General features: G+C 73.1%; 18 protein-coding genes. 9 read left to right on the top strand and 9 right to left on the bottom strand.

Translation table 11 applies throughout. From position 1 onward, the window contains the following. Positions 1-76: 76 nt before the first annotated feature. From ABD234_RS15870 to ABD234_RS15850, 5 genes are all read right to left on the bottom strand, one after another. Positions 77-1,735 (bottom strand): rhamnulokinase, encoded by a 1,659-nt coding sequence (locus tag ABD234_RS15870; RefSeq protein WP_344358279.1) that lies wholly within the window; start codon positions 1,733-1,735, stop codon positions 77-79. Beyond that, positions 1,732-3,774 carry a bifunctional aldolase/short-chain dehydrogenase gene (locus tag ABD234_RS15865; RefSeq protein ID WP_344358276.1) on the bottom strand — a complete coding sequence of 681 codons (2,043 nt, stop codon included), beginning with the start codon at positions 3,772-3,774 and terminating at the stop codon, positions 1,732-1,734. Before ABD234_RS15865 ends, ABD234_RS15870 begins: the two co-directional genes overlap by 4 nt. Positions 3,775-3,904: 130 nt before the next feature. Further along, positions 3,905-4,666 (bottom strand): DeoR/GlpR family DNA-binding transcription regulator, encoded by a 762-nt coding sequence (locus ABD234_RS15860; protein ID WP_344358273.1) that lies wholly within the window; start codon positions 4,664-4,666, stop codon positions 3,905-3,907. 9 nt (positions 4,667-4,675) lie between these two features. After that, complete coding sequence (locus ABD234_RS15855) at positions 4,676-6,127, bottom strand: xylulokinase (protein WP_344358271.1); 1,452 nt, start codon at positions 6,125-6,127, stop codon at positions 4,676-4,678. Further along, positions 6,124-7,176: an NAD(P)-dependent oxidoreductase gene (locus ABD234_RS15850; protein WP_344358268.1), complete on the bottom strand. Its 1,053-nt coding sequence runs from the start codon at positions 7,174-7,176 to the stop codon at positions 6,124-6,126. The genes ABD234_RS15855 and ABD234_RS15850 overlap by 4 nt, the downstream gene beginning before the upstream one ends. Before the next feature lie 53 nt (positions 7,177-7,229). Between ABD234_RS15850 and ABD234_RS15845 the strand changes: the two genes are divergently transcribed. Next, positions 7,230-7,979, top strand: a complete 750-nt coding sequence (locus ABD234_RS15845; protein WP_038370654.1) for a DeoR/GlpR family DNA-binding transcription regulator — start codon at positions 7,230-7,232, stop codon at positions 7,977-7,979. A gap of 26 nt (positions 7,980-8,005) precedes the next feature. Here ABD234_RS15845 and ABD234_RS15840 read toward each other — a convergent pair whose 3' ends face one another. Both ABD234_RS15840 and rhaI read right to left on the bottom strand, forming a co-directional pair. Next, positions 8,006-9,325, bottom strand: a complete 1,320-nt coding sequence (locus ABD234_RS15840; protein ID WP_084148225.1) for an MFS transporter — start codon at positions 9,323-9,325, stop codon at positions 8,006-8,008. 202 nt (positions 9,326-9,527) lie between these two features. Beyond that, complete coding sequence (gene rhaI, locus ABD234_RS15835; protein ID WP_344358264.1) at positions 9,528-10,706, bottom strand: L-rhamnose isomerase; 1,179 nt, start codon at positions 10,704-10,706, stop codon at positions 9,528-9,530. 178 nt (positions 10,707-10,884) lie between these two features. Between rhaI and ABD234_RS15830 the strand changes: the two genes are divergently transcribed. Beyond that, positions 10,885-12,210 (top strand): MFS transporter, encoded by a 1,326-nt coding sequence (locus ABD234_RS15830; RefSeq protein WP_344358262.1) that lies wholly within the window; start codon positions 10,885-10,887, stop codon positions 12,208-12,210. Positions 12,211-12,306: 96 nt separating this feature from the next. Here ABD234_RS15830 and ABD234_RS15825 read toward each other — a convergent pair whose 3' ends face one another. Further along, the gene (locus tag ABD234_RS15825; protein ID WP_344358260.1) at positions 12,307-14,415 is read right to left on the bottom strand and encodes a hypothetical protein; all 2,109 of its coding nucleotides are present in this window, start codon (positions 14,413-14,415) and stop codon (positions 12,307-12,309) included. A 95-nt stretch (positions 14,416-14,510) separates the two neighbouring features. Then, positions 14,511-15,521, bottom strand: coding sequence for a LacI family DNA-binding transcriptional regulator (locus ABD234_RS15820; RefSeq protein WP_038374486.1), 1,011 nt, complete (start codon positions 15,519-15,521; stop codon positions 14,511-14,513). Positions 15,522-15,940: 419 nt separating this feature from the next. On the opposite strand from ABD234_RS15820, the gene ABD234_RS15815 reads away from it, so the two are divergent. The 7 genes from ABD234_RS15815 to ABD234_RS15785 all read left to right on the top strand — a co-directional run bounded on the left by ABD234_RS15815 (position 15,941) and on the right by ABD234_RS15785 (position 25,246). Continuing rightward, the gene (locus tag ABD234_RS15815; RefSeq protein ID WP_344358257.1) at positions 15,941-16,603 is read left to right on the top strand and encodes a DUF1961 family protein; all 663 of its coding nucleotides are present in this window, start codon (positions 15,941-15,943) and stop codon (positions 16,601-16,603) included. Beyond that, complete coding sequence (locus ABD234_RS15810) at positions 16,600-17,277, top strand: DUF624 domain-containing protein (RefSeq protein WP_344358255.1); 678 nt, start codon at positions 16,600-16,602, stop codon at positions 17,275-17,277. Before ABD234_RS15815 ends, ABD234_RS15810 begins: the two co-directional genes overlap by 4 nt. Before the next feature lie 153 nt (positions 17,278-17,430). Further along, a complete protein-coding gene (locus ABD234_RS15805) occupies positions 17,431-18,957 on the top strand; it encodes a type 2 periplasmic-binding domain-containing protein (protein ID WP_038374483.1) in 1,527 nt (508 codons plus the stop codon). A gap of 12 nt (positions 18,958-18,969) precedes the next feature. Continuing rightward, the gene (locus ABD234_RS15800; RefSeq protein ID WP_344358251.1) at positions 18,970-19,956 is read left to right on the top strand and encodes an ABC transporter permease; all 987 of its coding nucleotides are present in this window, start codon (positions 18,970-18,972) and stop codon (positions 19,954-19,956) included. A gap of 9 nt (positions 19,957-19,965) precedes the next feature. Then, complete coding sequence (locus ABD234_RS15795; protein ID WP_344358248.1) at positions 19,966-20,844, top strand: carbohydrate ABC transporter permease; 879 nt, start codon at positions 19,966-19,968, stop codon at positions 20,842-20,844. Positions 20,845-21,086: 242 nt separating this feature from the next. Further along, positions 21,087-23,060, top strand: coding sequence for a GDSL-type esterase/lipase family protein (locus ABD234_RS15790; protein WP_344358246.1), 1,974 nt, complete (start codon positions 21,087-21,089; stop codon positions 23,058-23,060). A 137-nt stretch (positions 23,061-23,197) separates the two neighbouring features. Next, positions 23,198-25,246: a rhamnogalacturonan lyase gene (locus ABD234_RS15785; protein WP_156954199.1), complete on the top strand. Its 2,049-nt coding sequence runs from the start codon at positions 23,198-23,200 to the stop codon at positions 25,244-25,246. Positions 25,247-25,327: the final 81 nt, after the last annotated feature.

The raw sequence follows: 25,327 nt of genomic DNA, 5'->3' as shown, positions 1-25,327 counted from the left end.
GGCAATCGCCTGGCTCGAGGCTCTGGGGCGGCCGTTCGTGTTCGCGGCCGTGCGGTGATCGGCGGCCGCGCCGCGATCAGGCGCTCGGCGTGAAGACCTCCAGGTCGACGCTCGCGCGCACGGCCTCGCGCATCGCACCCGGCGCAGAGCCGATGGCCCCGAGGGCGCGGGCCTGGACCGCGACGTTGCCCAGCGCGGTCGCCTCCATCGGGCCGGCCACCACCTCGATGCCGAGGGCATCGGCCGTGAGCTGGTTCAGCAGGGCGTTGCGGCTGCCGCCGCCGACGACGTGCAGGCGCTCCGGCAGCGGCTGACGGGCCAGACGGCAGGCGGTGTGCAGCTCGGTGCGGTACGTCTCGGCCAGGGACTCGAGGATGCAGCGCACCAGCTGCGCGGGAGAGCGCGGGAACTCGTCCTCGCCGCCGATCACCTCGGCGGCCGCGGTGACGCGGTCGGCCATGCGCCCGGGGGCGAGGAACTGCGGATCGGTCGGGTCGATGCGGAACCGCCCGCCGGGGACCGCGGCCGCGGCGGCCAGCAGCCCGTCCAGCTCGACGGAGGCGCCGTCCTCCTCCCACTGCCGGATCGACTCGCTGACCAGCCACATCCCGGCGACGTTCTTGAGGAACCGGAAGGTCCCGTCCACGCCGCGCTCGTTGGTGAAGCCGGCCTCGCGGGCGGCCTCGGTCGTGATCGGCGCGGACAGCTCGAGGCCGATCAGCGACCACGTCCCCGAGGAGATGTAGGCGACGGGGCCGTCCGCCGCGGCCGGCACCGCGAGCACCGCCGAGGCGGTGTCGTGCGAGGCCGCGGCGATCACCGGCACCTCGCCGATGCCCAGCTCCGTCGCGAGCTCCGGCAGGACGGTGCCGACCCGCTCGCCGGGCTCGACGAGCGGGGCCAGCAGGCCGGCGTCGAGCCCGGCCGAGCCGGCCGCTCCGGCCGGACCGTCCGCCCCGGCTGTACCGCCCGCTCCGGCCGCATCCGCTGCGTCCCGGCCGCCGGCCGCGGCGGCGAGCAGCTCGGTGGCCCAGGCGGGGGAGGAGGCCTCCAGCATGCCGGTGCTCGAGGCGTTGGTGACCTCCGTGCGCCGCTGCCCGGTGAGCAGGAAGGCGACGAGATCGGGGACCATCAGCAGCTGCGAGCCCTCCGGCAGCCGGCCCAGGCGGTCATCGGCCGCGAGCTGGTAGAGCGTGTTGAAGGGCTGCTGGGCGATGCCGGTCAGCGCGAACTGCCGCTCGCGGGAGACGATCTGCGCCACCTGGTCGGCGACCCCGTCGGTGCGGGAGTCGCGGTAGGCGATCACCTCGCCGCGGCGCGCGCCGTCCGGCCCGACGAGGGCGTAGTCCACGGCCCAGGAGTCGATGCCGATCGAGGAGATCCCCTCCAGCCCCCTCTCGCGGGCGAGGGCGCCGGCGGCGCGGAGACCCTCCCGGATCTGCTCCCACAGCGCGTCGATGTCCCAGCTCAGGTGCCCGTCGCGCTCGGCGAGGACGTTGGGGAAGCGCCGCGCCTCGTGCAGCTCGAGGCGGGCGGTCTCGCCCGGGCGGACGAGGCCGAGCATGACCCTGCCCGAGGTCGCCCCGAGGTCCACGGCCGCGACGGCGAGGGAGGGGTCGGCTGCCGCCCCATCGGCCGCAGCCGATGGGGCCGCCTCGGACGATGCCGCTGCCTCGGCCGATGCGGGTGCCGCAGCGGATGCGGCTGCCGGCCCGGCGGCGTCCGCGCCGCTCATCGCAGGAAGGCGGCCGCGACGCCCGCGTCCACGGGGATGTGCAGGCCGGTCGTGTGCGAGAGGTCCCCGGCCGTCAGCGCGAAGACGGCGTTGGCGACGTTCTCCGGCAGCACCTCGCGCTTGAGCAGGGTGCGCTGCGCGTAGAACTCGCCGAGGTTCTCCTCCTCGACGCCGTACACCTTGGCGCGGGAGGCGCCCCAGCCGCCGGCGAAGATCCCGGAGCCGCGCACCACCCCGTCGGGGTTGATGCCGTTGACGCGGATCTGGTGCCCGCCGAGCTCGGCGGCGAGCAGGCGCACCTGGTGGGCCTGGTCGGCCTTGGTCGCCGAGTAGGCGATGTTGTTGGGGCCGGCGAACACGGAGTTCTTCGAGGAGATGTAGATGATGTCCCCGCCCATGTCCTGGTCGAGCATGACGCGGGCCGTCTCGCGGGAGACGAGGAAGGAGCCGCGGGCCATGACGTCGTGCTGGAGGTCCCAGTCCTTCGCGGTGGTCTCCAGCAGCGGCTTGGACAGCGACAGGCCGGCGTTGTTGACGATGAGGTCCAGCCCGCCGAAGAACAGCACCGCCTCGTGGACGGCGTCGATCACGGCCTGCTCGTCGGAGACGTCGGCGCGGATCGCGGCGGCCCTGTCCGGGCCACCGAGCTCCTCGGCGACCTTCTGCGCGTTCTCGAGGTTGAGGTCGGCGATGACGACGTGGGCGCCCTCGGCGACCAGGCGCTCCGCGGTCGCCTTCCCGATCCCGGAGCCGCCGCCGGTGACGAAGGCGACGCGGCGGGCCAGCGGCTTCTCCGCGGGCATGCGCTGGAGCTTCGCCTCCTCCAGCGCCCAGTACTCGATGCGGAACTTCTCCGCCTCGTCGATGGGGGCGTAGGTGGACACGGACTCCGCCCCGCGCATCACGTGGATGGCGTTGACGTAGAACTCGCCGGCCACGCGCGCGGTCTGCTTGTCCTTGCCGAAGGAGAACATGCCCACGCCCGGGACCAGGACGATCGCCGGGTCCGCGCCGCGGATCGCGGGGGAGTCGGCCTCGGCGTGGCGCTCGTAGTAGGCGGTGTAGTCCGCGCGGTAGGCCTCGTGCAGCTCCTTCAGGCGGGCCACGGAGTCCTCGATCGAGGCATCGGCGGGCAGGTCCAGGACCAGCGGCTTGACCTTGGTGCGCAGGAAGTGGTCGGGGCAGGAGGTGCCCAGGTCCGCGAGCGCGGCGAGCTTCTCGGAGGCGAGGAACTCGTGGACGTCCGCGGAGTCGGTCCAGTGGCCCACCATCGGTGCATCGGTCGAGGCGAGGCCGCGGATCACGGGGAACAGGGCGGAGGCCTTCGCCCGGCGCTCGGCCTCGGGCAGGGCGGCGCGGGCCGCGTCGTGGGCGCCGAAGGGCTCGGCGGCGCCGTGCGCGTCCAGGTAGGCCTGCGCCTCGCGGATGATCCGCAGCGAGTTCTCCTGCGCCTGCTGCGAGGTCTCGCCCCAGGCGGTGATCCCGTGCCCGCCCAGGATGCAGCCGATGGCCTGGGGGTTCTGCTCCTTGATCGCGGCGATGTCCAGGCCCAGCTGGAAGCCGGGGCGGCGCCACGGCACCCACACGACGGCGTCGCCGAAGACCTCGCGGGTCAGGCGCTCGCCGTCGGCCGCGGTGGCCAGGGCGATGCCGGCATCGGGGTGGAGGTGGTCCACGTGCGCGGCGTCGACCAGGGCGTGCATGGCGGTGTCGATCGAGGGGGCGGCGCCGCCCTTGCCGAACAGGCAGTGGTCGAAGGCGGCGACCATCTCGTCCTCGCGCTCGAGGCCGGGGTACACCTCCCGCAGGGCGCGCACGCGGTCCAGGCGCAGCACCGCGAGGCCCTTCTCCTGCAGCGTCCCGAGGTCGCCGCCGGAGCCCTTGACCCACAGCAGCTCGACGTCCTCGCCGGTGACGGGGTCGCGGTCGGTGCCCTTGGCGGAGGTGTTGCCGCCGGCGTAGTTGGTGTTCGCCGGGTCCGAGCCCAGGGCGTTGGAGCGCTGGAGGAGGTCGGCGATGGTGCGAGCGGCGTCGCTCATGGGGACTCCTTGACTGCGGTCGGGGACGCGCACGGTCGATTGTTCGATCGTGTGAGAGTTTACAACTTAGAACATCGGGAGGGAAGGGGTCGGGAGGATCCGATCGGCCCGGTCGAGACGCGGGCCCGCGTCAGAGGATCTCGACCAGGTCCCGGTAGGGGTCCAGGGCCGCATCGGCCGGATCCAGGTCGGTGACCAGGACCTCCACCTCCTCGAGGTCGAGGGAGCGGGCCAGGGCCGCGACGCCCAGCTTGCCCGAGTCCACGCACAGCACGGTGCGGCGGGCCCGGGCGGCGAGGACGCGCTTGACCTCGGCCTCCTCGAGGGAGGCCTCGCTCGCCCCGGCCCGGGGATCCACGCCGCCGCTCGAGGTCACGAACAGCTCGGTGAACATCTCGCCGGCGCTGCGGCAGGCGAGGGGGCCCACCAGGCTGCCGGTGCGGGGGTCCGGCTGCCCGCCCAGCAGCAGCGGGGTCACCCCGGGAACGGCGACCAGGGCGGACAGGGTCTGGATCGCATTGGTGAGGACGGTGAGGTCCTCCCGCGGTCCCAGCATCCCCGCGAGCGTGGCGACCGTGGTCGAGGCGTCGAAGGCGATGGTGCCCGCGGCCGGGACCAGGTCCCGCGTCTTCTGGGCGATGCGGGTCTTCGCCGCGCGGCCGCTCTCGCGGCGCTCGTCGAAGGGCCGCGGGCCGCTGGCGCGGACGGCGCCCCCGCGCACCCGGCGCATCTCGCCCGCCGCCTCGAGCGCCGCGAGGTCGCGGCGGATCGTCATCTCCGAGACGCCCAGCTCCCGGGCGGCCTCCTCGATGCGGACGTCGCCGTGCGCATCCACCCGGGCGGTCAGCTCGCTGCGGCGCTGCTCGGCGCTGAGGGTTCCGGTGATCGGCATGCCGCGATCCTAAGCCGAGGCGTCCTCGCGGTCCCGGGCCAGCTCCAGCAGGCGGGCGAAGCGCCGGCGGCGCCGGGCGTAGTCCTGCGTGAGCGCGGCGTCCGGGGTGAAGGTGCGGGTGATCTCCGCGGTGCGCTCGCGCAGCTGCGCGGGCTCGAGCAGCCCCAGGCCGATGCCGGCGAGGAAGGCCGCGCCGTGCGCGGCGCCGTGGCCGGTGCGGGGACGGGAGACGGGGATCCCCAGGACGTCGGCCTTGATCTGCATCCACACGTCCGAGGCGGAGCCGCCGCCGGTGGCGCGCATCTCCGGGACGGGGAAGCCGTGCGCGGCCAGCTGCTCGAGGTCGGCGGCGAGGGCGAGGGCGTTGCCCTCCATGGCGGCGAGCATGAGGTCCACGCCGTCGGTGTCCAGCCCGATCCCGTCGATCATCCCGCGGGTGCGGGGGTTCCAGCTGGGCGTGCGCTCCCCGGCAAGCGCGGGGACCACCATGAGCGGGGAGGGGCGCCGCCGCGCCAGCAGCGGCCCGGCCTCGCGCAGGTCCTGCGGGCCTCCGGCGAGGCCGTTGACCCAGTCGACGGTCGCCCCGGCGGTGACCTGGGCGGTGATCAGCAGATCGACCCCCGGCAGGCAGTGGCGGGTATGGATGAACCCCGGCACGTGCACGCCGGCGGGGACGGGCAGGATCGTCACGCTCGAGAAGCCGTTCATCTCCACCAGCGGATCGCCCACCGCGAGGGCCCCGGCCTCGAGCGCGGAGCCGACGGAGTCGATGGCCCCGGCCAGCACCGGGGTGCCCGCGGGGATGCCGGTGGCGGCCTCCGCCGCCGCGGTGACGGCGCCGACCACGGCCGTGGTCGGCACGATCTCGCCGAGCAGCTCCGCGGGCACCCCGGCCTCGGCGAGGCGCGCATCGAGGGCGCCGGTGGTCTCGTCGAAGGCCTGCAGCAGCGCGGCGGTGCTGTCGTCCAGGGCGGCGCGGCCGGTGAGGCGGCGGACGACGAAGCCGTTGGCGGAGACCACCGTGCGGGTGCGGGCGAGGACCTCGGGCCGCTCCCGGCGCAGCCACAGCAGCTTCGCGGTGCCGAAGAAGGGATCGGCCCCGTGCCGGTGCCCGGGGGCGACGGCCGCGATCTCCTGGGCCTCGGCCTCGGCCCGGCGGTCGAGCCAGGTCAGCGCGGGACCGGCGGGCTCGCCCTCGGCGTCCAGCGGGACCAGCGTCGGGGCCTGGCTGGTCACGGCGACCCCGGCGATCGGCTCGGGGCCGATGAGGGAGCGGGTGAGCTCCGTGAGCGCCGTCCACCATGCCCCGGGGTCCTGCTCGGCGCCGCCGCGGGCGTCCACCGAGGTGGGGTAGCGGCGGGCGCCGTCGCGCACCAGGGCGCCGTCGCGATCGGAGAGGACCACCTTCACCCCGCTGGTGCCGACGTCGATGCCCAGCAGCAGTCCGGTCGCGGCGGTCATCGGGGCACCTCGGTGAGGGGGTGCAGCGGCGCCTCGCCGTCCAGGAAGCGCCGCAGCTCCTCGGCGACGCCCTCGGCGGCGCGGGCGGCGGTCTCGCGGCTGGCCCCGGCGATGTGCGGGGTGAGCACCACGTCGTATCCCTCCCGGGCGAGCGCCAGCACGCCCTCGTCCATGTCCACGGGCTCGTCGGGGTAGACGTCGAAGGCGGCCGCGCCCAGCTGTCCGGAGCGGATCGCGTCCGCCACGGCCGCGTAGTCGACCAGGCCGCCGCGGGCGGCGTTGACGAGGATCCCGCCGGGCCGCATGGCGGCCAGGCGCTCGGCGCTGACGATCCCGGCGGTGTCCTCGCTCAGCCGGGCGTGCACGGAGACGGCGTCGCTGCGGCGGAACAGCTCCTCGACCTCGGCGACCTGCTCGGCGATCCCGTCCAGCGCCCCGGGGGCGAGGTAGGGGTCGAAGACGAGCACCTCGGCGCCCAGGGCGGCGAGCACGCGGGCCACGTGCGCCCCCACGGCCCCGGCGCCGATCAGGCCGATGGTCGCGCCGTGGACCTCCCGGCCCACCTGGTCGTATCGGTACAGGTCGCCGCGCCACCGCCGCTCCAGCAGGGAGTCGTGCGCGGTGGGGATGCGGCGGAACGCCGCCAGCAGCAGGCCCAGGGTCATCTCCGCGGTGGCGATGCCGTTGCGGCCGGGCACGTTGACCACGAGGATCCCGAGCTCCTGCGCGGTGCGCAGGTCCACATTGGTGGGGCCACCGCGGGAGACGCCGATGAAGCGCAGGTCGGGGCTCTCGCGCAGCACCCGCTCGGACAGCGGGGCGAGCTGGGTGAGGACCGCCGCGCGGCCCTGCAGGGCCTCGAGGAGCTCCTCCTCCGTGCCGGAGGCCTCGTGGATGCCGCCGACGCTGTGGAAGGGGACGTCGGGCCATTCGAGCTGCAGGGTGGAGATGTCCGCGCGCTCGCCGAGGCGCCGGGCGGCGGCCTCGGCGAACAGCTCCGGGAGGATGAAGCGGTCGCCGGCGGCGAGGATCGGAGGGGGCGTCGACATGCGGTGTCCTTTCATGCCCCGGGGCGGGGCGCGGGCTGCTCTATGCTGGTCAGGTGGTATCTCTCGCGGCCCAGGAGCGTCAGGACCGGCTGCTCGCCGAGCTGCGTGCGACCCAGTCCGTGGCCCTGTCCGATGCCGCGATGCAGCTGGGCGTGAGCGAGATGACCGTGCGGCGCGACCTCGATCGGCTCGAGGAACGGGGGCTGGCGCGCCGCGTGCGCGGGGGCGCGGTGTATGCGGGGCCGGTGAGCTTCGGCGGGCGCTCGCGCTCCCACAGCGAGGAGAAGCGGGAGATCGCCCGCAAGCTGCTGCCGCTGGTCCCGGAGGAGGGCGTGATCGCCCTGGACTCCTCGACCACCATGCACCATCTGGCCGGGGCGATCGAGGGCGGCGGGGACCTCACGGTGGTCACCAACGGCCTGCTCACCTTCGAGGCGCTGCGCGGCCGGCCCGGCATCGTCGCGATCCTCACCGGCGGCAGGCAGGACGCCCGGAGCGACTCGCTGATCGGCCCGGTCGCCACCGCGACGCTCGACGCGATGCGCTTCACCGCGTTCTTCGCCTCCGCCGCGGCGATAGATCCGCAGTTCTGCTTCGAGGACACCTTCGAGGAGGCCGAGGTGAAGAAGGCCTTCGCCCGCGCCGCGGGCCAGGTGGTGCTCGGCGCGCACTCCGACAAGCTGGGCGCCGTGGCGACGGCGGCGGCGGTGCCGCTCGAGCGCGTGGGCGTGCTCGCGACCGAGCTGCCCGCCGCCGCGCCCGAGCTCCAGGAGTACCGCGGGCGCGTGCCCCGCGTACTCTGAGCCGCACCCCGCGCGGTGCCGGGGTCTCATCGGCCCGCGGCCTCGCCGGCCGTCGCGGCGGCGGGGGAGGCGGCCGGCGCCCCGGCGTCCTGGGCGAGGGCGCGCTGGTCGACCTTCTGCAGGAAGCTCAGGCCGAAGGAGACGAGGTAGGTCGCGGCGAGGGCGATCACCGTGCCGGTGGTGCCGATGCGGTCCCACAGCAGCGTGACCATGAGCGATCCGATGAACTGGGAGAGCCCGGCGGCGAGGTTCAGCAGGGCCACGGCGCTGCCGCGGCGATGCGGCTCGAGGGCCGGCATGAGGGCGGACAGCGGCACGTAGGCGGCCAGGGCGAAGCCGAAGACGACGACCGCCGCCGCGGTCAGCCACGGGTTCGGGCCGAAGATCACGGGCACGAAGTACAGCAGCAGCGTCGCCGCGCACATGCCGATCGCGCCGAACCAGCGTACGGTGCGCACCCAGCCGATCCGGTCGCCGAGCACGCCCCACAGGAGGTTGGTGAACACGGTGACCAGGTAGACGAGGCTCCACAGCTTCAGCCAGGTGCCCTGCGCGAAGCCGAGGTCGCGCACGAAGACGATCGGCAGCATGACGATGAAGCCGTACAGGGAGATCTGGTTGATGATCCGCTGGATCATGCCGTAGGCGAGCTGCACGTTGCGCACGGGCATCACGAGCGTCTCGGTGAGCACGCCCAGCAGTCCGGCGAGGGTGCGCGGGCCGTGCTGCTCGGGCCCCCGGCCGCGGACGAGGAGGCCGGCGAGCAGGCCGCCGACGGCGATGAAGGCGATCGAGGCCCACAGGGTCGCGATCTCGCCGATCCACGGGATGGTCAGGCTGGGCAGGTAGGAGCCGAAGACGCCGACGCCGATGGAGTAGAAGCACCAGAACCAGCCCATCGCCGAGGACAGGCGGTCCCCCGGCGCGGCGTAGGAGATCCAGACGACGAAGCTGTACACGAACATCGGGTAGGCGGCGGCGCGGATCGCGTACATGACCAGGGTCATGGCGAAGTCGCCCTGCATGACGCCGAAGTACAGGAAGCCGACGTGGAAGACGATCCACATGATCGTCGCGAGGATCATGACGCGGCGGGGCCCGAAGTACTCCGCGAGCACGCCGGAGGCGAAGGCGCCGAGGGCGACGATCAGCCCGTAGACGGTGAAGATGCTGCCGGTCTGGGCGGTGGTGAAGCCGGCGTGGGTGACGAGGTAGTCGGAGAGGAAGGCCTGCTCGAGGCCGTCGCCGGTCATGAAGAAGGCGATCGCGACGTAGCCCCACAGCAGGGCGGGGGAGAGCCCGAGGAAGCTCCGGCCGGTCGTCGGCGACGTCGTTGTCGGGGACATGCAATGACTCCTGTGTCGGGGGCGGGCGCGGACGACCCGCCGAGGTCTGTCAGAACATGTTAGATGATGTGAGAGCGTGTGAAAAGAGGGGTAGGCGCGGCGGGGTCGCGGCGGGATGCGGCCTGCGCGCGCGCAGGAGCCCCCGCCTGCTCGTCCGCGCAGGCGGGGGCTCCGTGGGGGCGCGCGATGCGGGGCGCGGGCGTCAGGCCCCCCATCCCATCTGGTTCCCGCCGACCCGCTCGGCGGCGACCTTCTCCTCGTAGCCCGAGGCGCGGAAGGCCTCGAACGGATCCGCCGGGAGGCCCTGCTCCTCGCGGAAGGCCGCCAGGGCGGGGCGCACGTCGGTCCAGAAGGCATCCATGAGGATGCCGTTCGCCTCGAGCACGTCGTTGCGCTCCTGGGCGTCGGCCAGCGCCTCCCGGTCCACCAGCAGCGCCTTGGCGAGGGTCTCCTGGACGTTGAGCACCGAGCGGATCTGGCCCTGGATCTTCGACTCCACGTTGTGGCACTGGTCGAGCATGAAGTTCACGCCGGAGGCCGGGCGGTGCGCATCCTGCTGGACGATCTCGAAGAGGATCCGGAACAGCTGGAACGGATCGGCCAGGCCCACGATGAGGTCGTCGTCGGCGTAGTTGCGCGAGTTGAAGTCGAAGGCCCCCAGGCGGTTCTGGCGCAGCAGCTGGGCGACGATGAACTCGATGTTCGTGCCCGGGGCATGGTGCCCGGTGTCCAGCACAACCAGCGCCTTCTCGCCGAGGGCCAGGCAGTGCAGCAGGCTCGTGCCCCAGTCCGGGACGTCGGTGTGGTAGAACGCCGGCTCGAAGAACTTGTACTCGAGGACGATCCGCTCGTCCTCGCCCAGGCCCTGGTAGACCTCCGCGAGGGACTCCGCCAGACGGTCCTGGCGGGCGCGGATCGAATCCTGGCCGGCGTAGTTGGTGCCGTCGGCCAGCCAGATCTTCAGCTCCTTCGACCCGGCGGCGCGCATGACCTCGAGGCACTCGAGGTGGTGGTCGATCGCGCGGCGGCGCACGGTCTTGTCCCCCGCGGTGAGCGAGCCCCACTTGTACTCGTCGTCCTGGAAGGTGTTGGAGTTGATCATCCCGATGCTCACGCCGAGGTCCTCGGCGTGGGAGCGCAGCGCCGCGACGTCCTCGACCCGGTCCCAGGGGTAGTGCAGGGACACGCGCGGGGCCAGGCCCGTGTACCGGTGCGTCTGGGCGGCGTCGGCGATCTTCTCGAACGGGTCGCGGGGGGTGCCCGGGGTGCCGAACACCTTGAACCGGGTGCCGGAGTTGCCGTAGGCCCAGCTGGGGACCTCGATGGAGAACTCCCGCAGGTCCCGGGCGACCTGATCGGGAAGGACGGAGGGGGTGGGCATGGGGTGCTCCTTCGGGATCCGACGTCTTTGAAACGACTCAACGCACACTAGCACGCGCGAGCATCCGGCGAGAAGGTTTCGGCGGGCGCCGGGGCTCCGGCGACGACGTGTTGAAACGACTCACCACGGTCGCTAGCATCGGCCCCCGCATCCCGCCCCGCGCCGAAGGAGACACGCCATGACCCCGCAGCAGGCCGCCGGAACGGTCCAGGACGCCGCCCCCGGCGGGCGGATCCGCGGCTGGAAGGCGACCATCGCCGTCGCGATGTCCAACTACATCGAGGCCGGATCGATCATCGCCCTCGCCACCTCGCTGACCTTCTGGCAGGAGTTCTTCGGCTTCTCCACCTGGATGGTCGGGTTCGTGGCCGCGATCTCCGCCAACGCCTTCGGCGCGGCCATCGGCGCCATGATCGGCGGCCCGCTGGGGGACCGGTACGGGCGGAAGTTCATCTACACCTACGACCTCGTGCTCTACATGGCGGGCACCCTGCTGGTCGTCTTCGCGGCCCAGGCATGGATGCTCGTGCTCGGCGTCGTGCTCACCGGCATCGCGGTGGGCGCCGGCGTCCCCGTCGCCTGGACCTACATCGCCGAGCAGGCGCCGCACGACCGCCGCGCCCGCCATGTCGGCACCGCCCAGCTGGCCTGGTCGCTGGGCCCGGCCATCGTCTTCGCGATCGCCACCGCGCTGGTGCCGCTGGGGCTGCTGGGCTCGCGGCTCATCTTCGCCCACCTCTTCGTGGTCGCCCTGATCACCTGGTGGGTGCGGCGGGGCCTGGCCGAATCCGACATCTGGACCGCGCAGAAGGCCGAGCGCGAGGCCGCCGCCGCCCAGGGCGCGGCCGTGCGCCATCGCGGGCTCCGGGAGCTGCTCTCCCACCCGCGCAACGTGAGCGCCCTGCTGTTCCTCATCGGCGTCTACTCGCTGTGGAACCTCGTCGCCGGGCAGATGGGCATCTTCATGCCGCGCGTCTACCAGAGCGCGGGCGTGGAATCGGCGGCCAGCCAGAACCTCCTCCAGGTGCTCGTGTGGACGCTCACCGTCATCGCGACCTACCTCGGCTTCATGCTCCTGGGCGACCGCATGGACCGCCGACTGCTGTACGGGATCGGCGCCGTGCTGGGCATCGCCGCCTGGGTGCTGCTGGTGTTCGCGCACGTGACGATGCCGCTGCTGGTGCTGTTCGCGGTGCTGTGGGGCGTCTCCGCCGGCATCGGCGCGCAGGCCTTCTACGCCCTGTGGACCGCGGAGATGTTCGCGACCCCGTACCGCGCGACCGCCCAGGGGGTGCTGTTCTTCATCGCCCGGATCCTGGTGGGCGTGCTGAGCTTCTTCTTCCCAACCCTGCTCGAGGCGCGCGGCGTGCCCGTCGTCGGCCTGCTGATGATCGCGTTCCTGGTGGTCGCCCTGGTGGTCGGCGTGCTCGGCGCCCCGGACACGCGCGGGAAGTCGCTCGAGCAGATCGAGCTGGAGCGCTACGGGCAGCGGGTGGCGCGCTGAGGCGGCCCCGGCGGGCCGCCCCCCGCCCGGGCGCGCGGCATCGGCCGTGCGAGCACGGGGCGAGGGCCTCAGGGCACGAGTCTCAGGGCACGGGCCTCAGGGCGAACGCACGAACCCCTCCGCGCGCGCCCGCCACGCCGCCGGGAGCCCCGGGCACGGCCCCTCGGCCGCATCGTCCCAGCCGCCGGCCATGAGGGCGACCGCGGCCAGCAGGCCGCCGTTGCCCGGCAGGTACACCGGCAGCGATCCGGTCTGCCGGGTGTGGCCGCTGGGCAGGACCTCGTTCTTGCCCTCCGGCGTCAGCAGCAGGTCCACGGCGAGATCCGCCTCGCCCAGCCGGGCGGCGGTCATCGCCATCATGGGGTAGTCCCAGCCCCAGGTCGAGTCCCAGTCCCAGTCCGCCAGCACGTCCTCGAGGGTCGCCCGCATCACCGCCGGGTCGATCCGGTCGGTCGACGGCAGCACGCCCAGCGCGCCGAGCATCGAGGGGTGGTCCTCCCGGATCGTGTACGGCGCGACCGCGATCGCCGGGTAGACGCCCTCGCGGGGGAGCGGTGCGCGCAGGGCATCGCGCACCTGCGCCCAGTGCGCCGGGACCTCCGCGCCCTGGCGCTCCTTCCACGCGCAGGCGATCGCGAGCGCCCAGTGCCACTGGACCAGCTCGAAGGTCGGGTTCCACACCTCGCGGCGCAGGGCGCCGTAGCTCTCCTGGGCGGGGATCAGCGGCGGCCCCAGCTCGGCGCCGCGCTCCGTCGGCAGCGCGAAGGAGGCCATGAACTCGGCGGTCTCGGTGACCAGGTCGTCGAGCTCGGGCATCACCGCCTCGCCCTCGGCGCGGCGCAGCAGCTCCGCGAGATGGATGAGATGCGGCTGCTGCCAGATGAGGAAGGTGGCGATGGGGCTCGGGGACTCCTCGCCCTCGGGGCCCACCTGCTTGGGCCAGCGGGCGCCGGCGAACCCCTGGCGGGCCGCCATCTCGCGGGCGTTCGGCAGGATCGACCGGTACCAGTCCAGGCTGCGGCGCAGCAGGCCCGGCCGTCCCCACAGGGGGAAGTGCGCGGCGTGCCACCAGTGCATCTCCAGGTGCGCCTTCCCGCGCCAGGACGGGCAGACCAGGCCCGTCTCCTGCGGGGGCATGTCGCCGACGCAGTGGATCGCGGTGAGGAACTGGGAGAGCACCACGCGGCGCTCGAGCTCGGCCGCGCGCGGATCGTCGGCGGCCGAGAGGTCCAGGGCCGCGCCGGTCTCCCAGAGCTCCTGCCAGTGCGCGGCGGAGCGGGCCAGCACCTCCTCGACCGAGGGCAGGGCGACCGGCCTCTCGGCGCGGTCCTCGGGGGCGCCGGGCAGGAACTCGACCACGAGGTCCAGCTCCTCCCCGCGGGCGGCGACGCGGATCTCGTGGTCGCCGGTGACGGTGACCTCGCCGGCGGTCGCCAGGAGGACGGTGTACCGGGTGGCGTCCAGGACGCGGTCGATGCGCCAGCGGTCCTCGCCCTGCGCGGTGCACCGGGTCCGATGCCGCTCGGGGCTGTCCCAGTCCTGCGCGCTGTGCCAGTCGGCGCCCCCGTAGGGGAAGGCCAGGGCGATGGTGAGCCCCTCGACGAGAGCCGCCGAACGCACCCGGAACGCCAGCACGTCCCGCTCCGGATCGGCGACCGTCCACGTGCGCACCGCGCGGCCGTCGATCTCGCAGTCGCTGCGGATCACGCCCTCCCACAGCGACAGCCGCTGGGAGACGGGGCGGACCTCGGCCGCAGGCACCCAGCGGCCCTCGCGCTGCAGGCCGATCCGCCCCAGGTCCAGGCGGTGCGGGTTCCCGCGCAGCACCCGGTCGCGCTCCGCGCCGGCCCCCTCGGACGCCGATCCCGCGGCGCCGGCCGGCGCGTTCTCGGACATGTCCACGTACGGCACCGGGCCCCGCGGGGAGTCGTACTCGACCAGGGCGTCGCGCCAGTCGTGGTGGGCCGCCTCGGGGTGGCTGTGCCAGCCCCAGGTGGACAGGGTGCCCAGCAGGGTGCCGTCGGGGCGGTCGTCCTCGCGCGGGGAGACGGGGTAGGCCTCGGGGAAGGTCTGCAGCCCGGTGGCATCGACCGTGATCGCGAGGCTCCCGGTGCCCACGCCCAGCGGGGAGCGCGGGTCGATCTCGGTGAGCTCGACGTCATGGCGGGTGACCAGCGCGCGCCGGTCGATGGGATGCGGGGGCACTCGGACTCCTCGGTGAGCTCGGGTCGGGTCGCCAGCACCCTACGGCACGCCCCGCGCGTGCCGTCGGGCGGGGCGCGGGGCGGACCGCGCCCCGCTCAGGCCTCCCGCGCCCGCTGCGGGGCCGGGCCCGTGGACTCGCGCCAGAGGATCGCGGTGATCGCCGGCCGGTCCATCACCGGGTCTCCGCCGCTGAGGATGCCCAGCAGCTCGACGAGCAGCTCCGCGCCCTGGCGACGATGGTCCACGGCCACCGAGGTGAGGGAGGGGATCATCGCGGCGCTCAGCGGATGGGTGTCCCAGCCGGTGACGCTGAGGTCCTCCGGCACCCGCCAGCCCCGCTCGACGGCGCCGCGCACCGCACCCGCGGCGAGGGTGTCGTCCGAGGCGAGGACGGCGGTGACCGGCGTCCCGGCCGGGAGGTCCAGCACGGCGCGGCGCGCCCGGTCCGCATCGCCCCGGCAGTCGATGGTGCCGGCCGAGCGCAGCCCCAGCTCGCGGATCTGCCGTTCGAACGCCTCGCGCCGCCGCGTGCACGCGGGATGCTCGCGATCGGCGGTGACGTGCAGGAAGTCGCGGTGCCCGTGCTCGGCCAGATGCGTGACCAGCTCCGCCATCCGGGTCGCCTCCGAGATCGGCCCGATGTCGCGCATCTGCTCGTCGTAGACGGGGGCCGAGATGATCGGCGCCGTATCGGTGCGGCGGCGGGGCGGGTCCGGCAGGTCCGTCAGGGACAGCACCGCCTCGTAGAGGCCGGAGTCGGCGAGCTCCACCACGCGGTTCCCGCGCAGCTCGGCGGCGGGCAGGGAGACGACCTCGACGGCGTACCCGGCCTCGCGTGCGGCCTCGTTGGCGCCGCTGAGCAGGGGCAGGGAGCTGGTGGCGTTGCCGGCCGGCAGCACCAGCGCCAGGCGCCCGGTGCTGCGGTTGCGCATCGCGCGGGCCACCAGGCTGGGCCGGTAGTCGAGCTGCGCGACGGCCTGGTCGATGTGGAAGGCGAGCATGGAGGAGACGGTCGGGTCCCCGCGCAGGCGTCGCGAGACCGTCTGATGGGAGACGCCGGCGAGCCGCGCGACATCGCGGATGGTGGGTCTGCGGACCGTCGTCACGGGGGATCTCCTGGGGCTCTCGGAGGGGGCGGGGGAGGCCGCGCCGCGGCGTCGCGGTGAGGGGCCACGCAGGGGGCGGTATCACGATCCGATCACGGAGTGACCGTTCATCATCCGGCGGACAGCCGTCACCGAGTGACAGCCCTCCGGCGGGTCCAGCAGGCGCCTGCATCGGGCCTCTCACGCCAAGATAGCAGGCCACAGGGCAGCGGCGCGGGGGATTCCTTCCCGAGCCGGGCGCCGCGGCCCGCATCGAGTGAACGGTCACTCGACACCGGCCCCGGAGCACTCCCGGAGCAATCCGCGGCGACTTTCGGGAAAGCGGTTGACGGGCTCGGTGGAACGATTCAAGATGGCGGGGCGCATCGCGGCGCCGGACGGACGGCGGCTGCGATCGGATCGGAGAGGAGCCCCGCCCCATGAGCACCGAGCTGTACCGCAGCGCCCTGTCGGGACCGCAGGACCTCGCCGACTGGACCCTCGAGGGACCGGCCGTCGCATCCTTCCCCGCCGGCCGCCTGCGCCTGGAGAGCGCGGCCGACCCCGCCGAGGGCCAGGCCGCGAACTTCGTCGCCTGGCTGCCGGTCGAGCACGAGGGCGATGTGCGGATCTCCTACGACTTCCGCCCGCTGCGCGAGCCCGGCCTGGCGATGATCTTCTGGGCCGCGCGCGGCCGCGACGGCGGCAGCATCCACGATCCCGCGCTGCCCGCCCGCACCGGGGAGTACGAGCAGTACCACTCCGGCGCGATCGACGCCTACCACCTGTCCTACTACCGCCGCATGTGGCCCACCGAGCGGCGCCTGCACACCTGCAACGTCCGCAAGAGCCATGGCTTCCACCTCGTCGCCCAGGGCGCGGACCCGCTGCCCGCCGTCCTGGACGTCGACGCGCCGTACCGCCTCGAGCTGACCTGGCGCGGCGGCACGGTGACCTTCTCCGTCGACGGGATCGCGTGCCTGAGCTGGCACGACGACGGCACCGTCGGCGGGCCGGCGCGGCGCGGCGGCAGCATCGGGCTGCGGCAGATGGCCCCGCTCATCGCGGAGTACTCGGACCTGCGGATCGAGGCGCTGGCATGACCGCCGCAGCGCACCGGCCCGCCCCGGCGGCCCCCGCGGGCGCCCCGACCCGGCGCCGCGCTCCCGGGCCGACGAGCGCCGCCGGCTACCTCTCCGGCGCGACCGACCTCGTGCTGCGGGCGCTGGCGATCCAGGCGGTCTGGGTGCTGGGCACCCTCGCCGGCGGGATCGTGCTGGGCTGGGGCCCGGCGACCGCGGCCGCCGTCGACACCGCCGCCCGCGCCGCCCGCGGCGAGGTCTTCAGCCCCCGCCGCGCGGCCCTCGCCTGGCGGCGCGCCTTCTGGCGCAGCCAGGTGACGATGACCCTTCCCGGGCTGCTCGTGCTGCTGGCCCTGGCCACGCTCATCGCCCGGGACGCGCCGCTGCTGGCCACGGCCCCCGCCGCCGCGGCCGGTGCGGTCCTGGTGCTGTCGCTGCTGCACGTGCCCGGGATCGAGGAGCGCTACGACGTCCCCGTCACGCAGGTGCTGGGGCGCGCCGCCGTGCTGGCCCTGGCGCAGCTGCCGACCACCCTGATCCTCGCGGCGGCCCTCGCCCTGTGGGCCGCGATCTGCGGGGCCCTGCCCGGGCTCGTCCCCTTCCTCGGGGCGGCCGTCCCCCTCCTCATCGCCCAGCATCTCGTGGACCGGTCGCTGGACCGCAACGAGGACCTGCTGGCCCGCCGCAGCCCGTGACGGGCACGCCCGCACCCCGGGCCCCGGCGCCTCGCCGCCGTCGACCGACCTGACCCCCTGACCCTGCCCTGTCCGACACCGCCCGAACTCGACCCCGCACCTCCTCCCGGCCCCCGCGCCTCCGCGACGGGCCGCCCCACGAAAGGAACGACGATGTTCTCTCGACGCACCCTCCTGGCTGGAACCGCCCTCGGCGCCGGCGCCCTCGGACTGTCCGCCTGCGGCGGGGGCTCCGGCTCCGGCTCCGGCGAGCCGCTGACCACCCTGAAGATCATGGCCCCGCTGCTGTCGGAGACGGCGCCCGATCCCGAGGGGCAGCTCCACAAGGCCATCGAGGAGTTCGTGGGGATGCCGCTGGAGATCACCTGGGTCCCCAACTCCAGCTACGGCGACCGCGTCACCGTCACCATGGCCTCGGACAACATCCCCCACATCATGGTCCAGACCGGCAAGACCGCCGAGTTCGTGCAGACGGCGACCGCCGGAGGGTACTGGGACCTCACCGACATCCTCGCGGAGTACCCGAACCTCACCCCCGAGAACCCGGACGTCGCCCACGGCGCGAGCATCAACGGGAAGACCTACGGCGTGTTCCGCCTGCGCGACGCCATGCGCGCCTCGGTGATCCTGCGCAAGGACTGGCTCGCGAAGGTGGGCCTCGACGAGCCGGTGACCACGACGGACCTCGAGGAGATCGCCCGCGCCTTCACCGAGGAGGACCCGGCCGGCGACGGCTCGACCACCTACGGCCTGATCCTCCCGTCCTGGGGCGGGTACGGGAACAACGGCCCCTACGACCTGTGGGAGACCTGGCACGGCACCGCCAACGTGTGGAAGGAGGAGGGCGGGACGCTCTCGCCGGCATTCCTCGCCCCCGAGTTCATCGAGGCCAACATCTCCATGAAGGCGATCATCGACGCCGGGCACACCAACGCCGACTACGCGACGATGGACGCCGCCACCTGGAACGACCCCTTCGTCAAGGGCCAGGGCGGGATCATCGCCGATGTCAGCTCCCGCGGGAAGCAGCTGCTGAGCCTGTTCAAGGAGGCCGATCCCGAGGGCTACGGGGACAAGGTCACCATGGTCGGCAACCTCAAGAGCCCCGACGGGACGCTCTGGGCGCTGCCCACCCCGGGCTACGCCGGCTACCTCGCGATCCCCAAGAGCTCGGTGCAGACCGAGGAGCAGCTGGCCACGGTGCTCGGGGTGATGGACAAGCTCTCCTCCGAGGAGGGCCAGCGCCTGCTGAACAACGGCATCGAGGGCGTGAACTACGAGGTGGAGGACGGCATGAGCGTCCCCATCGAGTCGGAGGAGGGCTCCCTGGTCTCCAGCGACGTCTCCGCCTTCGCGCAGATCGGCACCCAGTCCAACGGCTACCTGGGCCTGAGCTCGAAGCCTGCGGGGGAGGCCGAGGCCGCCATGGAGGAGAAGCGCCAGGCGACCGCGGACTCGGATCTGGACAGCGCGGTGTTCAACCCCGGCGCGGCGTACGTCTCGGACGCCTACACGCAGAACGGCGCGATCCTCGACCAGATCGTCGTCGACGCGCGGCTGAAGTTCCTCGCCGGCCAGCTCGACGAGGCCGGCCTGACGTCGGAGCTGCAGCGCTGGACCGACAGCGGCGGCCAGCAGGTCATCGACGAGATGAACGAGCTGTACCAGGCCGGGGCCTGAGGTCCGCGGCCGATGACCATGACCACCACCCCCGCCCCGGACGTGCCGGTGGGCCTGGACGAGGCCCCCGTCGTCCCGCCGAAGCCGGCCCGGCGCCGGAGCCTCCTCAAGAGGCTGCGCCGGGCCCCCGTCCTGTACCTGATGCTGCTGCCGGGCCTGGCGTACTTCGCGATCTTCAAGTACGCCCCCATGTACGGCATCACCATCGCCTTCCAGAACTATCTGCCGTTCCTGGGCATGGGCGGCAGCCCGTGGGTGGGATTCGACCACTTCGTGCGCCTGTTCTCCGGGCCCGACTTCGGCCGGCTCCTGTCCAACACGCTGATCCTCGCGTTCCTGAACATCGTCATCGCGTTCCCGGCGCCGATCATCGTCGCGCTCATGCTCAACGAGCTGCGCAAGCAGATGCTCAAGAAGTTCATCCAGACCGCGATCTACATCCCGCACTTCCTGTCCTGGGCGATCGTCTCGGGCCTGACCTATCTGCTGTTCGCCCTGGACATCGGGCCCATCACGGTGCTGTTCAACGACGTGTTCGGCACCCGGGTGAACTTCCTGGCGGACCCGGACTGGTTCCGGCCGCTGATTATGGCGCAGACGCTGTGGAAGGGCACCGGCTGGGGCACGATCATCTACCTCGCGGCGCTCGCCGGGGTCGACAAGAACCTCTACGAGGCGGCGGAGCTCGACGGCGCGGGGCGCTTCCAGCAGATGCGCCACGTGACGATCCCGGCGATCACGCCGACGGTCATCATCATGCTGATCCTCAACATCGGGAACTTCCTCGACACGGGGTTCGAGCAGATCTACATGCTCACCAACTCGCTGAACCGCGAGGTCGCGGACGTGTTCGACACGTACGTCTACTTCATGGGCATCACCAACGGGGCCTACAGCTATTCCACGGCGATCGGCCTGTTCAAATCCGTGGTCGGCCTGATCCTCATCCTCGGGGCGAACTGGCTGGCCAAGCGGTTCACCCAGTCGTCGCTGTTCTAGGAGCCCCCGATGTCCTCTCGATTCGTCTCCCGGCAGGACAAGGTCTTCGACCTCGTCAACATCCTCGTGCTGCTCGGCTTCGCGACGCTCACGATCCTGCCGTTCCTGTACGTGCTGGCGGCCTCCTTCGCCACGGAGGTGGAGATCGCCTCCCGGCCCTTCTTCCTGTGGCCGAACGACCCGACGCTGGAAACCTACCGCTACATCTTCTCCACGGACACGTTCATCCGCTCCCTGCTGGTCACGATCGGCGTGACCGTGGTGGGCACGGCCGTCCAGATCACCATGACGCTGCTCATGGCCTACCCGCTGGCGGACCCGAACCTCGTGGGCCGCGGGCTGATCATGCGGCTGATCCTGTTCGCGATGCTCTTCTCGGGCGGCATGATCCCGATGTTCCTCGTGGTCAAGGGCCTGGGGCTGCTGGACTCGTACTGGGCGCTGATCCTGCCGCTGGCGATCAACCCCTTCAACCTCATCGTCATCCGCACCTTCTTCCAGCAGCTCCCCGGGGAGCTGCGGGAGGCCGCGGAGATCGACGGCGCGCACGAGTTCACCACCTTCTGGCGGATCATGCTGCCGCTGTCGAAGCCGGTGATCGCGACGTTCTCGCTGTTCTACGCGGTCGCGATCTGGAACGACTTCATGTCCCCGCTGCTGTACATCTCGGACTCCTCGAAGTGGACGCTGCAGATGTTCGTGCGCCAGGTGACGATCTCGACGGATCCGTCGACCACCATCGGCAACCTCGACCCGAACTACATCCCCCCGGCCGAGGGCCTGAAGTTCGCGGTGATCGTCATCGCGACGCTGCCGATCATGTGCATCTACCCCTTCCTCCAGAAGCACTTCGCCAAGGGCGTCATGATCGGCTCGGTCAAGGGCTGATCGACGAAGGCTCCGGCCGGAGCCGCCGCGAGGAACGAGCGGCGGCGCAGGCCGGTGCCGAGGAGATCAGCCGGTCCAGCAGGCTGATCGACGAGAGCCCTGGCCCCCAGAACTCCAGGTCCTGCCCCGTTTCGTGATGGGGGCGGAGCAGGGCCTGGACATCCCCGCCGCGGCCCGGACACCGTCAGCATCACCCCGGGCCGCGGCGGACCCCCACCCCACCCACCCCAGGAGCATCGACGATGACGTCCCTGACCCCCTCCTCCTCTACCTCCTCGTCCCACCCCCGCCCCGGCCGGCGGTCCGTGCTGCTCGGCATGGGCGTCGCCTCGCTCGGGGCGATGGTCGCCGCCCCGGCGGCGGCGGACGGCCCGACCCGCGGCGGCGGCACCGCCCTGCGCCTGGACTTCGGCCCCGGCGCGGTCGCCCCGGGCTTCCAGCAGGTCACCGCGCAGACCGCGTACAGCGCCGAGCGCGGCTTCGGCTTCGCGGACGTCGCCGGTCTCGCCGAGGCCGACCGCGGCGGGAAGGACCCGCTGCGCGGCGACTTCGTGACCGCGCACGGCGCGACCCTGCTGGTCGACCTCGCCCCGGGCGACTACCGCCTCGAGCTCACCGCCGGCGACCCGGACGGGACCGCGGACATCGCCGTGACGGCCGCGCAGATCGCGAAGATCGCCCCGACCGCCGCCGCGCAGGGCGAGATCCTCGAGCTGTCCTTCGAGCTGGCGCATGTCAGCGAGCAGCTCGCCCTCGAGATCGGCGGCACGGCCGCGCACCTGAGCTCCCTGGTGATCACCCCGCTGGCCCCGCGTCAGCGGGGCGGTCGGCCCACCGCGTTCCTCCTGGGCGATTCGACGATGCAGACGTACGACCCGTACTGGATGCCGCAGGCGGGCTGGGGCCAGTTCTTCGACCGCTTCACCACGGCGGGCCTGGCGGTGGACAACCGGTCCATCGGCGGCCGCTCCTCGCGCAGCTTCCTCGAGCAGGGCCGGCTGGACGAGGTGCTGCGCCTGATCCGCCCCGGGGACGTCGTGCTGGTGCAGTTCGGGCACAACGACGCCTCGTGGAACCGGCCCGAGCGCTACACCCCGCCGGCGGACTACCGCGAGTACCTGCGGCTGTACATCGAGGGCACCCGTCAGCGCGGCGGCGAGGCGATCGTGGTGACCCTGGTGAGCCGGCGCGACTACGACGCGGAGACCGGGCTGTTCCGGGTGAGCTTCCCCGAGTATGTCGAGGCGGCGATCTCGATCGCGCAGGAGATGGAGGCGCCGCTGGTGGACCTGTCCGCGAGCAGCCGGGCCTTCCTCGACGGCATCGGCCCGGACGCGGCGACGGACGTGTTCCTGCATGCCGCCCCGGGCATCTACCCGAACCGGCCGGCGGGCGTCACCGACAACACCCACTTCCAGGAGTACGGGGCGATCCAGATGGCCCGCCTCGTGGCCCGCGACGTCGCCGCGCTCGACCTGCCGATCTCCGACCGGATGGCGCTGCACGCCTCGGCCGGCGTGCCCGCCCCGGTCGGCGGCGTCGAGGCGACCGGCGCCTCGGCCTCGACCCTGGAGCTGAGCTGGCCGGCTGCGGCCGATGCCGACGTCTACCGGGTGCACCTCGCCCCGGTCGGGGAGGAGCCCGTGTTCGTCGGCGCGACCGCCGGCACGAGCTTCCAGGCCCGGGGCCTCGCCGAGGCGACCGAGCACGAGATCCGCGTCAGCGCGGCCAACGAGCACGGCGAGGGCGAGCTCGGCCCGGCGCTGCGGACCGCGACCGCCGAGGCCATCGCCCGGTTCGACCTGGGCCCGGCCGATGCCCCGCTCGCCGAGGGCTGGACCCGGGTGAGCGAGACGACGCGGTACGACGCGGCGCTGGGCCACGGCCTGCGCGGCGCCGAGGGCGCGATCTCCCGCGACCGCGGCGAGGAGGCCGGCGGCGCCGTCGCCCGGGACTTCGTGGCCCGCTTCGACGCCCCCTACGAGCTCGTCGTCGACCTCGCCGACGGCGCCTACACCCTGGTCGCGACCGTCGGCGACGCCCTCGGCTCGGCCCGCACCGAGCTGACGCCTGCCGGCGGCGAGACGGTCACCGTCGCGGTCGACTCGGGCTCCCGCGAGGTCGTCCTGCCCGCGCAGGTCGTCGGCGGGCAGCTGGTCCTCGGCATCGGCGGACGGACCGGCCACCTCAACGGCCTGACCATCACGCCGGCGTGACCGGACCGGCCCGCCCGGCGGCGCGGCCCGCCCGGTCCCAGCGCCCGTCCCTGCGGCTGCGGACGCCGCCCCCGACCCCGTCCGTGTCCCCTCGTCCACCCCTCCCGACACCCCACCCCTCGATGATCGGAGCAACGATGCACCCGAGCACCACCCCCTCCTCGCCCGCCGTCCCCGACTGCTCTCCCTGGTCCCGCATGCTGCGCCGCCCCGCGGCCCTGCTGCTGGCCCTCCCGCTCGCGCTCGGCACGGCCGGCATCGGCCTCGTGGAGTCCGCGGCGCCGGCATCGGCCGAGACCGCCCCCGCCGAGACCGCCGGCACCGCGACCCTCGCGCGCGACGCCGAGCGGCTGGACCGCGGAGCCGTCGCCGCCGTCACCGAGGACGGCGTGTTCCTGTCCTGGCGCCTGCTCGGGCACGAGCCGATGACCACGGGCTTCGTGATCTTCCGCGACGGCGAGCGGATCACCGACACGCCCATCACCGGTTCCACGAACCTGCTGGACGCCGAGGGCACGGCGGACTCCGTCTACCGCGTGGCCATCCAGAACGGGGCCAGCAGCCGCAGCCTCGTCTGGGCGAGCGAGGAGTTCTCCCCGTGGGCCCAGCAGTACCTGGACGTGCCCCTGGACCGGCCGGCGGACTTCACCGCCGCGGACGGGACGCAGCAGTCCTACCGCGCCAACGACACCATGACCGCGGACGTCGACGCCGACGGCGAGCTCGAGCTGGTCGTGAAGTGGGACCCGACGAACTCGCAGGACAACTCCCGCTCCGGCGTGACCGGGAACGTGTACTTCGACGCCTACGAGCTGGACGGCACGAAGCTGTGGCGCATCGACATGGGCGTGAACATCCGCGCCGGTGCCCACTACTCCCAGCCGCAGCTGTACGACTTCGACTCCGACGGCCGGGCCGAGATGATCGTCAAGACGGCCGACGGCACGGTCGACGGCGAGGGCACCGTGATCGGCGACCCGGACGCGGACTGGCGCAACAGCGAGGGCCGGGTGCTGGACGGGCCGGAGTTCCTCACCGTCTTCGACGGGCGCACCGGCGCCGCGATCGACACCATCGACTACGGCGTCCCCCGCGGGAACGTCTCGGACTGGGGCGACGGCTACGGCAACCGGGTGGACCGCTTCACCTCCGCCACCGCCTACCTCGACGGCGAGCACCCCACCGCCGTGTTCGGCCGCGGCTACTACACCCGCGCCACCCTCTGGGCCGTCGACTTCGACGGGCAGCACCTCTCCGAGCGCTGGCTGTTCGACTCCGACGACCCGGGCAACGGCGGCTACGCGGGCCAGGGCAACCACGGCATGATCACCGCCGACGTCGACGGCGACCAGAAGGACGAGATCGTCTACGGCTCGGCGACCATCGACGACGACGGCACCGGCCTGTACACCACCGGGCTGGGCCACGGCGACGCCCAGCACGTGGGCGACTTCGACCCCTCCCGCCCCGGGCTCGAGGTGTTCTCCGTGCACGAGTCGATGAGCGCGAGCGGCAACCTCGGCTCCACCTTCCGCGACGCCGCCACCGGCGAGGTGCTGTGGAGCGTCCCGGCGAACAAGGACACCGGGCGCGGGGCGATGGCCGACATCGACCCGTCCTCCCCGGGCGCCGAGGGCTGGAACGTCGGCTACAGCGCCGAGTGGAACTCGCCGGTCGGGTCGCTGCGGGCGGCCTCCGGCGAGGAGCTCGGCACTGAGATCCCGGCCGCGAACTTCGTCGCCCTGTGGGACGGCGACCTGCTCAGCGAGATCGTCGACCACGAGTTCGACTCCGGCCCGCGCACCGGCGTGCCGACCATCGCGAAGTGGGACCCGGAGTCCGGCCAGGCCGTGGAGATCCTCCGCGCCGAGGGCACCGTGACCAACAACGACACCAAGGGCAACCCGGCCCTGCAGGCCGACCTGCTCGGCGACTGGCGCGAGGAGCTGATCTACCGCACCGAGGACTCCTCGGCGCTGCGGATCTACACCACCACCGACGTCACCGAGCACCGCCTGCGCACCCTGCTGTCGGACTCGCAGTACCGCCTCGCGATCGCCTGGCAGCACACCTCCTACAACCAGCCCCCGCACACCAGCTACTTCCTGGGCGAGGGCATGGAGACCCCGGCGGCGCCGTCGCTGCGGTACACCACTCCCGCGCAGGGGGCGCAGCCGGTGCGCTGACCGTCCTCCCCGCGGGCGACCGCCCGTCGCCTCCCCGCCCGCAGCCCCCGTCCCCACCGCCTGGTTCTCGTCCCGAAGAGG

This window comes from Brachybacterium phenoliresistens (genome assembly GCF_039530785.1).
In the GTDB taxonomy this organism is placed as follows: domain Bacteria; phylum Actinomycetota; class Actinomycetes; order Actinomycetales; family Dermabacteraceae; genus Brachybacterium; species Brachybacterium phenoliresistens.
The sequence above is the reverse complement of the archived record's forward strand: the minus strand, read 5'-3'. Positions and strand labels throughout refer to the sequence as shown.

Coding starts and splice junctions, on each gene's coding strand:
- ABD234_RS15870 (WP_344358279.1), bottom strand. CDS start 1,735: ATGAGCGGCGCGGACGCCGCCGGGCCGGCAGCCGCATCCGCTGCGGCA.
- ABD234_RS15865 (WP_344358276.1), bottom strand. CDS start 3,774: ATGAGCGACGCCGCTCGCACCATCGCCGACCTCCTCCAGCGCTCCAAC.
- ABD234_RS15860 (WP_344358273.1), bottom strand. CDS start 4,666: ATGCCGATCACCGGAACCCTCAGCGCCGAGCAGCGCCGCAGCGAGCTG.
- ABD234_RS15855 (WP_344358271.1), bottom strand. CDS start 6,127: ATGACCGCCGCGACCGGACTGCTGCTGGGCATCGACGTCGGCACCAGC.
- ABD234_RS15850 (WP_344358268.1), bottom strand. CDS start 7,176: ATGTCGACGCCCCCTCCGATCCTCGCCGCCGGCGACCGCTTCATCCTC.
- ABD234_RS15840 (WP_084148225.1), bottom strand. CDS start 9,325: ATGTCCCCGACAACGACGTCGCCGACGACCGGCCGGAGCTTCCTCGGG.
- rhaI (WP_344358264.1), bottom strand. CDS start 10,706: ATGCCCACCCCCTCCGTCCTTCCCGATCAGGTCGCCCGGGACCTGCGG.
- ABD234_RS15830 (WP_344358262.1), top strand. CDS start 10,885: ATGACCCCGCAGCAGGCCGCCGGAACGGTCCAGGACGCCGCCCCCGGC.
- ABD234_RS15815 (WP_344358257.1), top strand. CDS start 15,941: ATGAGCACCGAGCTGTACCGCAGCGCCCTGTCGGGACCGCAGGACCTC.
- ABD234_RS15810 (WP_344358255.1), top strand. CDS start 16,600: ATGACCGCCGCAGCGCACCGGCCCGCCCCGGCGGCCCCCGCGGGCGCC.
- ABD234_RS15805 (WP_038374483.1), top strand. CDS start 17,431: ATGTTCTCTCGACGCACCCTCCTGGCTGGAACCGCCCTCGGCGCCGGC.
- ABD234_RS15800 (WP_344358251.1), top strand. CDS start 18,970: ATGACCATGACCACCACCCCCGCCCCGGACGTGCCGGTGGGCCTGGAC.
- ABD234_RS15795 (WP_344358248.1), top strand. CDS start 19,966: ATGTCCTCTCGATTCGTCTCCCGGCAGGACAAGGTCTTCGACCTCGTC.
- ABD234_RS15790 (WP_344358246.1), top strand. CDS start 21,087: ATGACGTCCCTGACCCCCTCCTCCTCTACCTCCTCGTCCCACCCCCGC.
- ABD234_RS15785 (WP_156954199.1), top strand. CDS start 23,198: ATGCACCCGAGCACCACCCCCTCCTCGCCCGCCGTCCCCGACTGCTCT.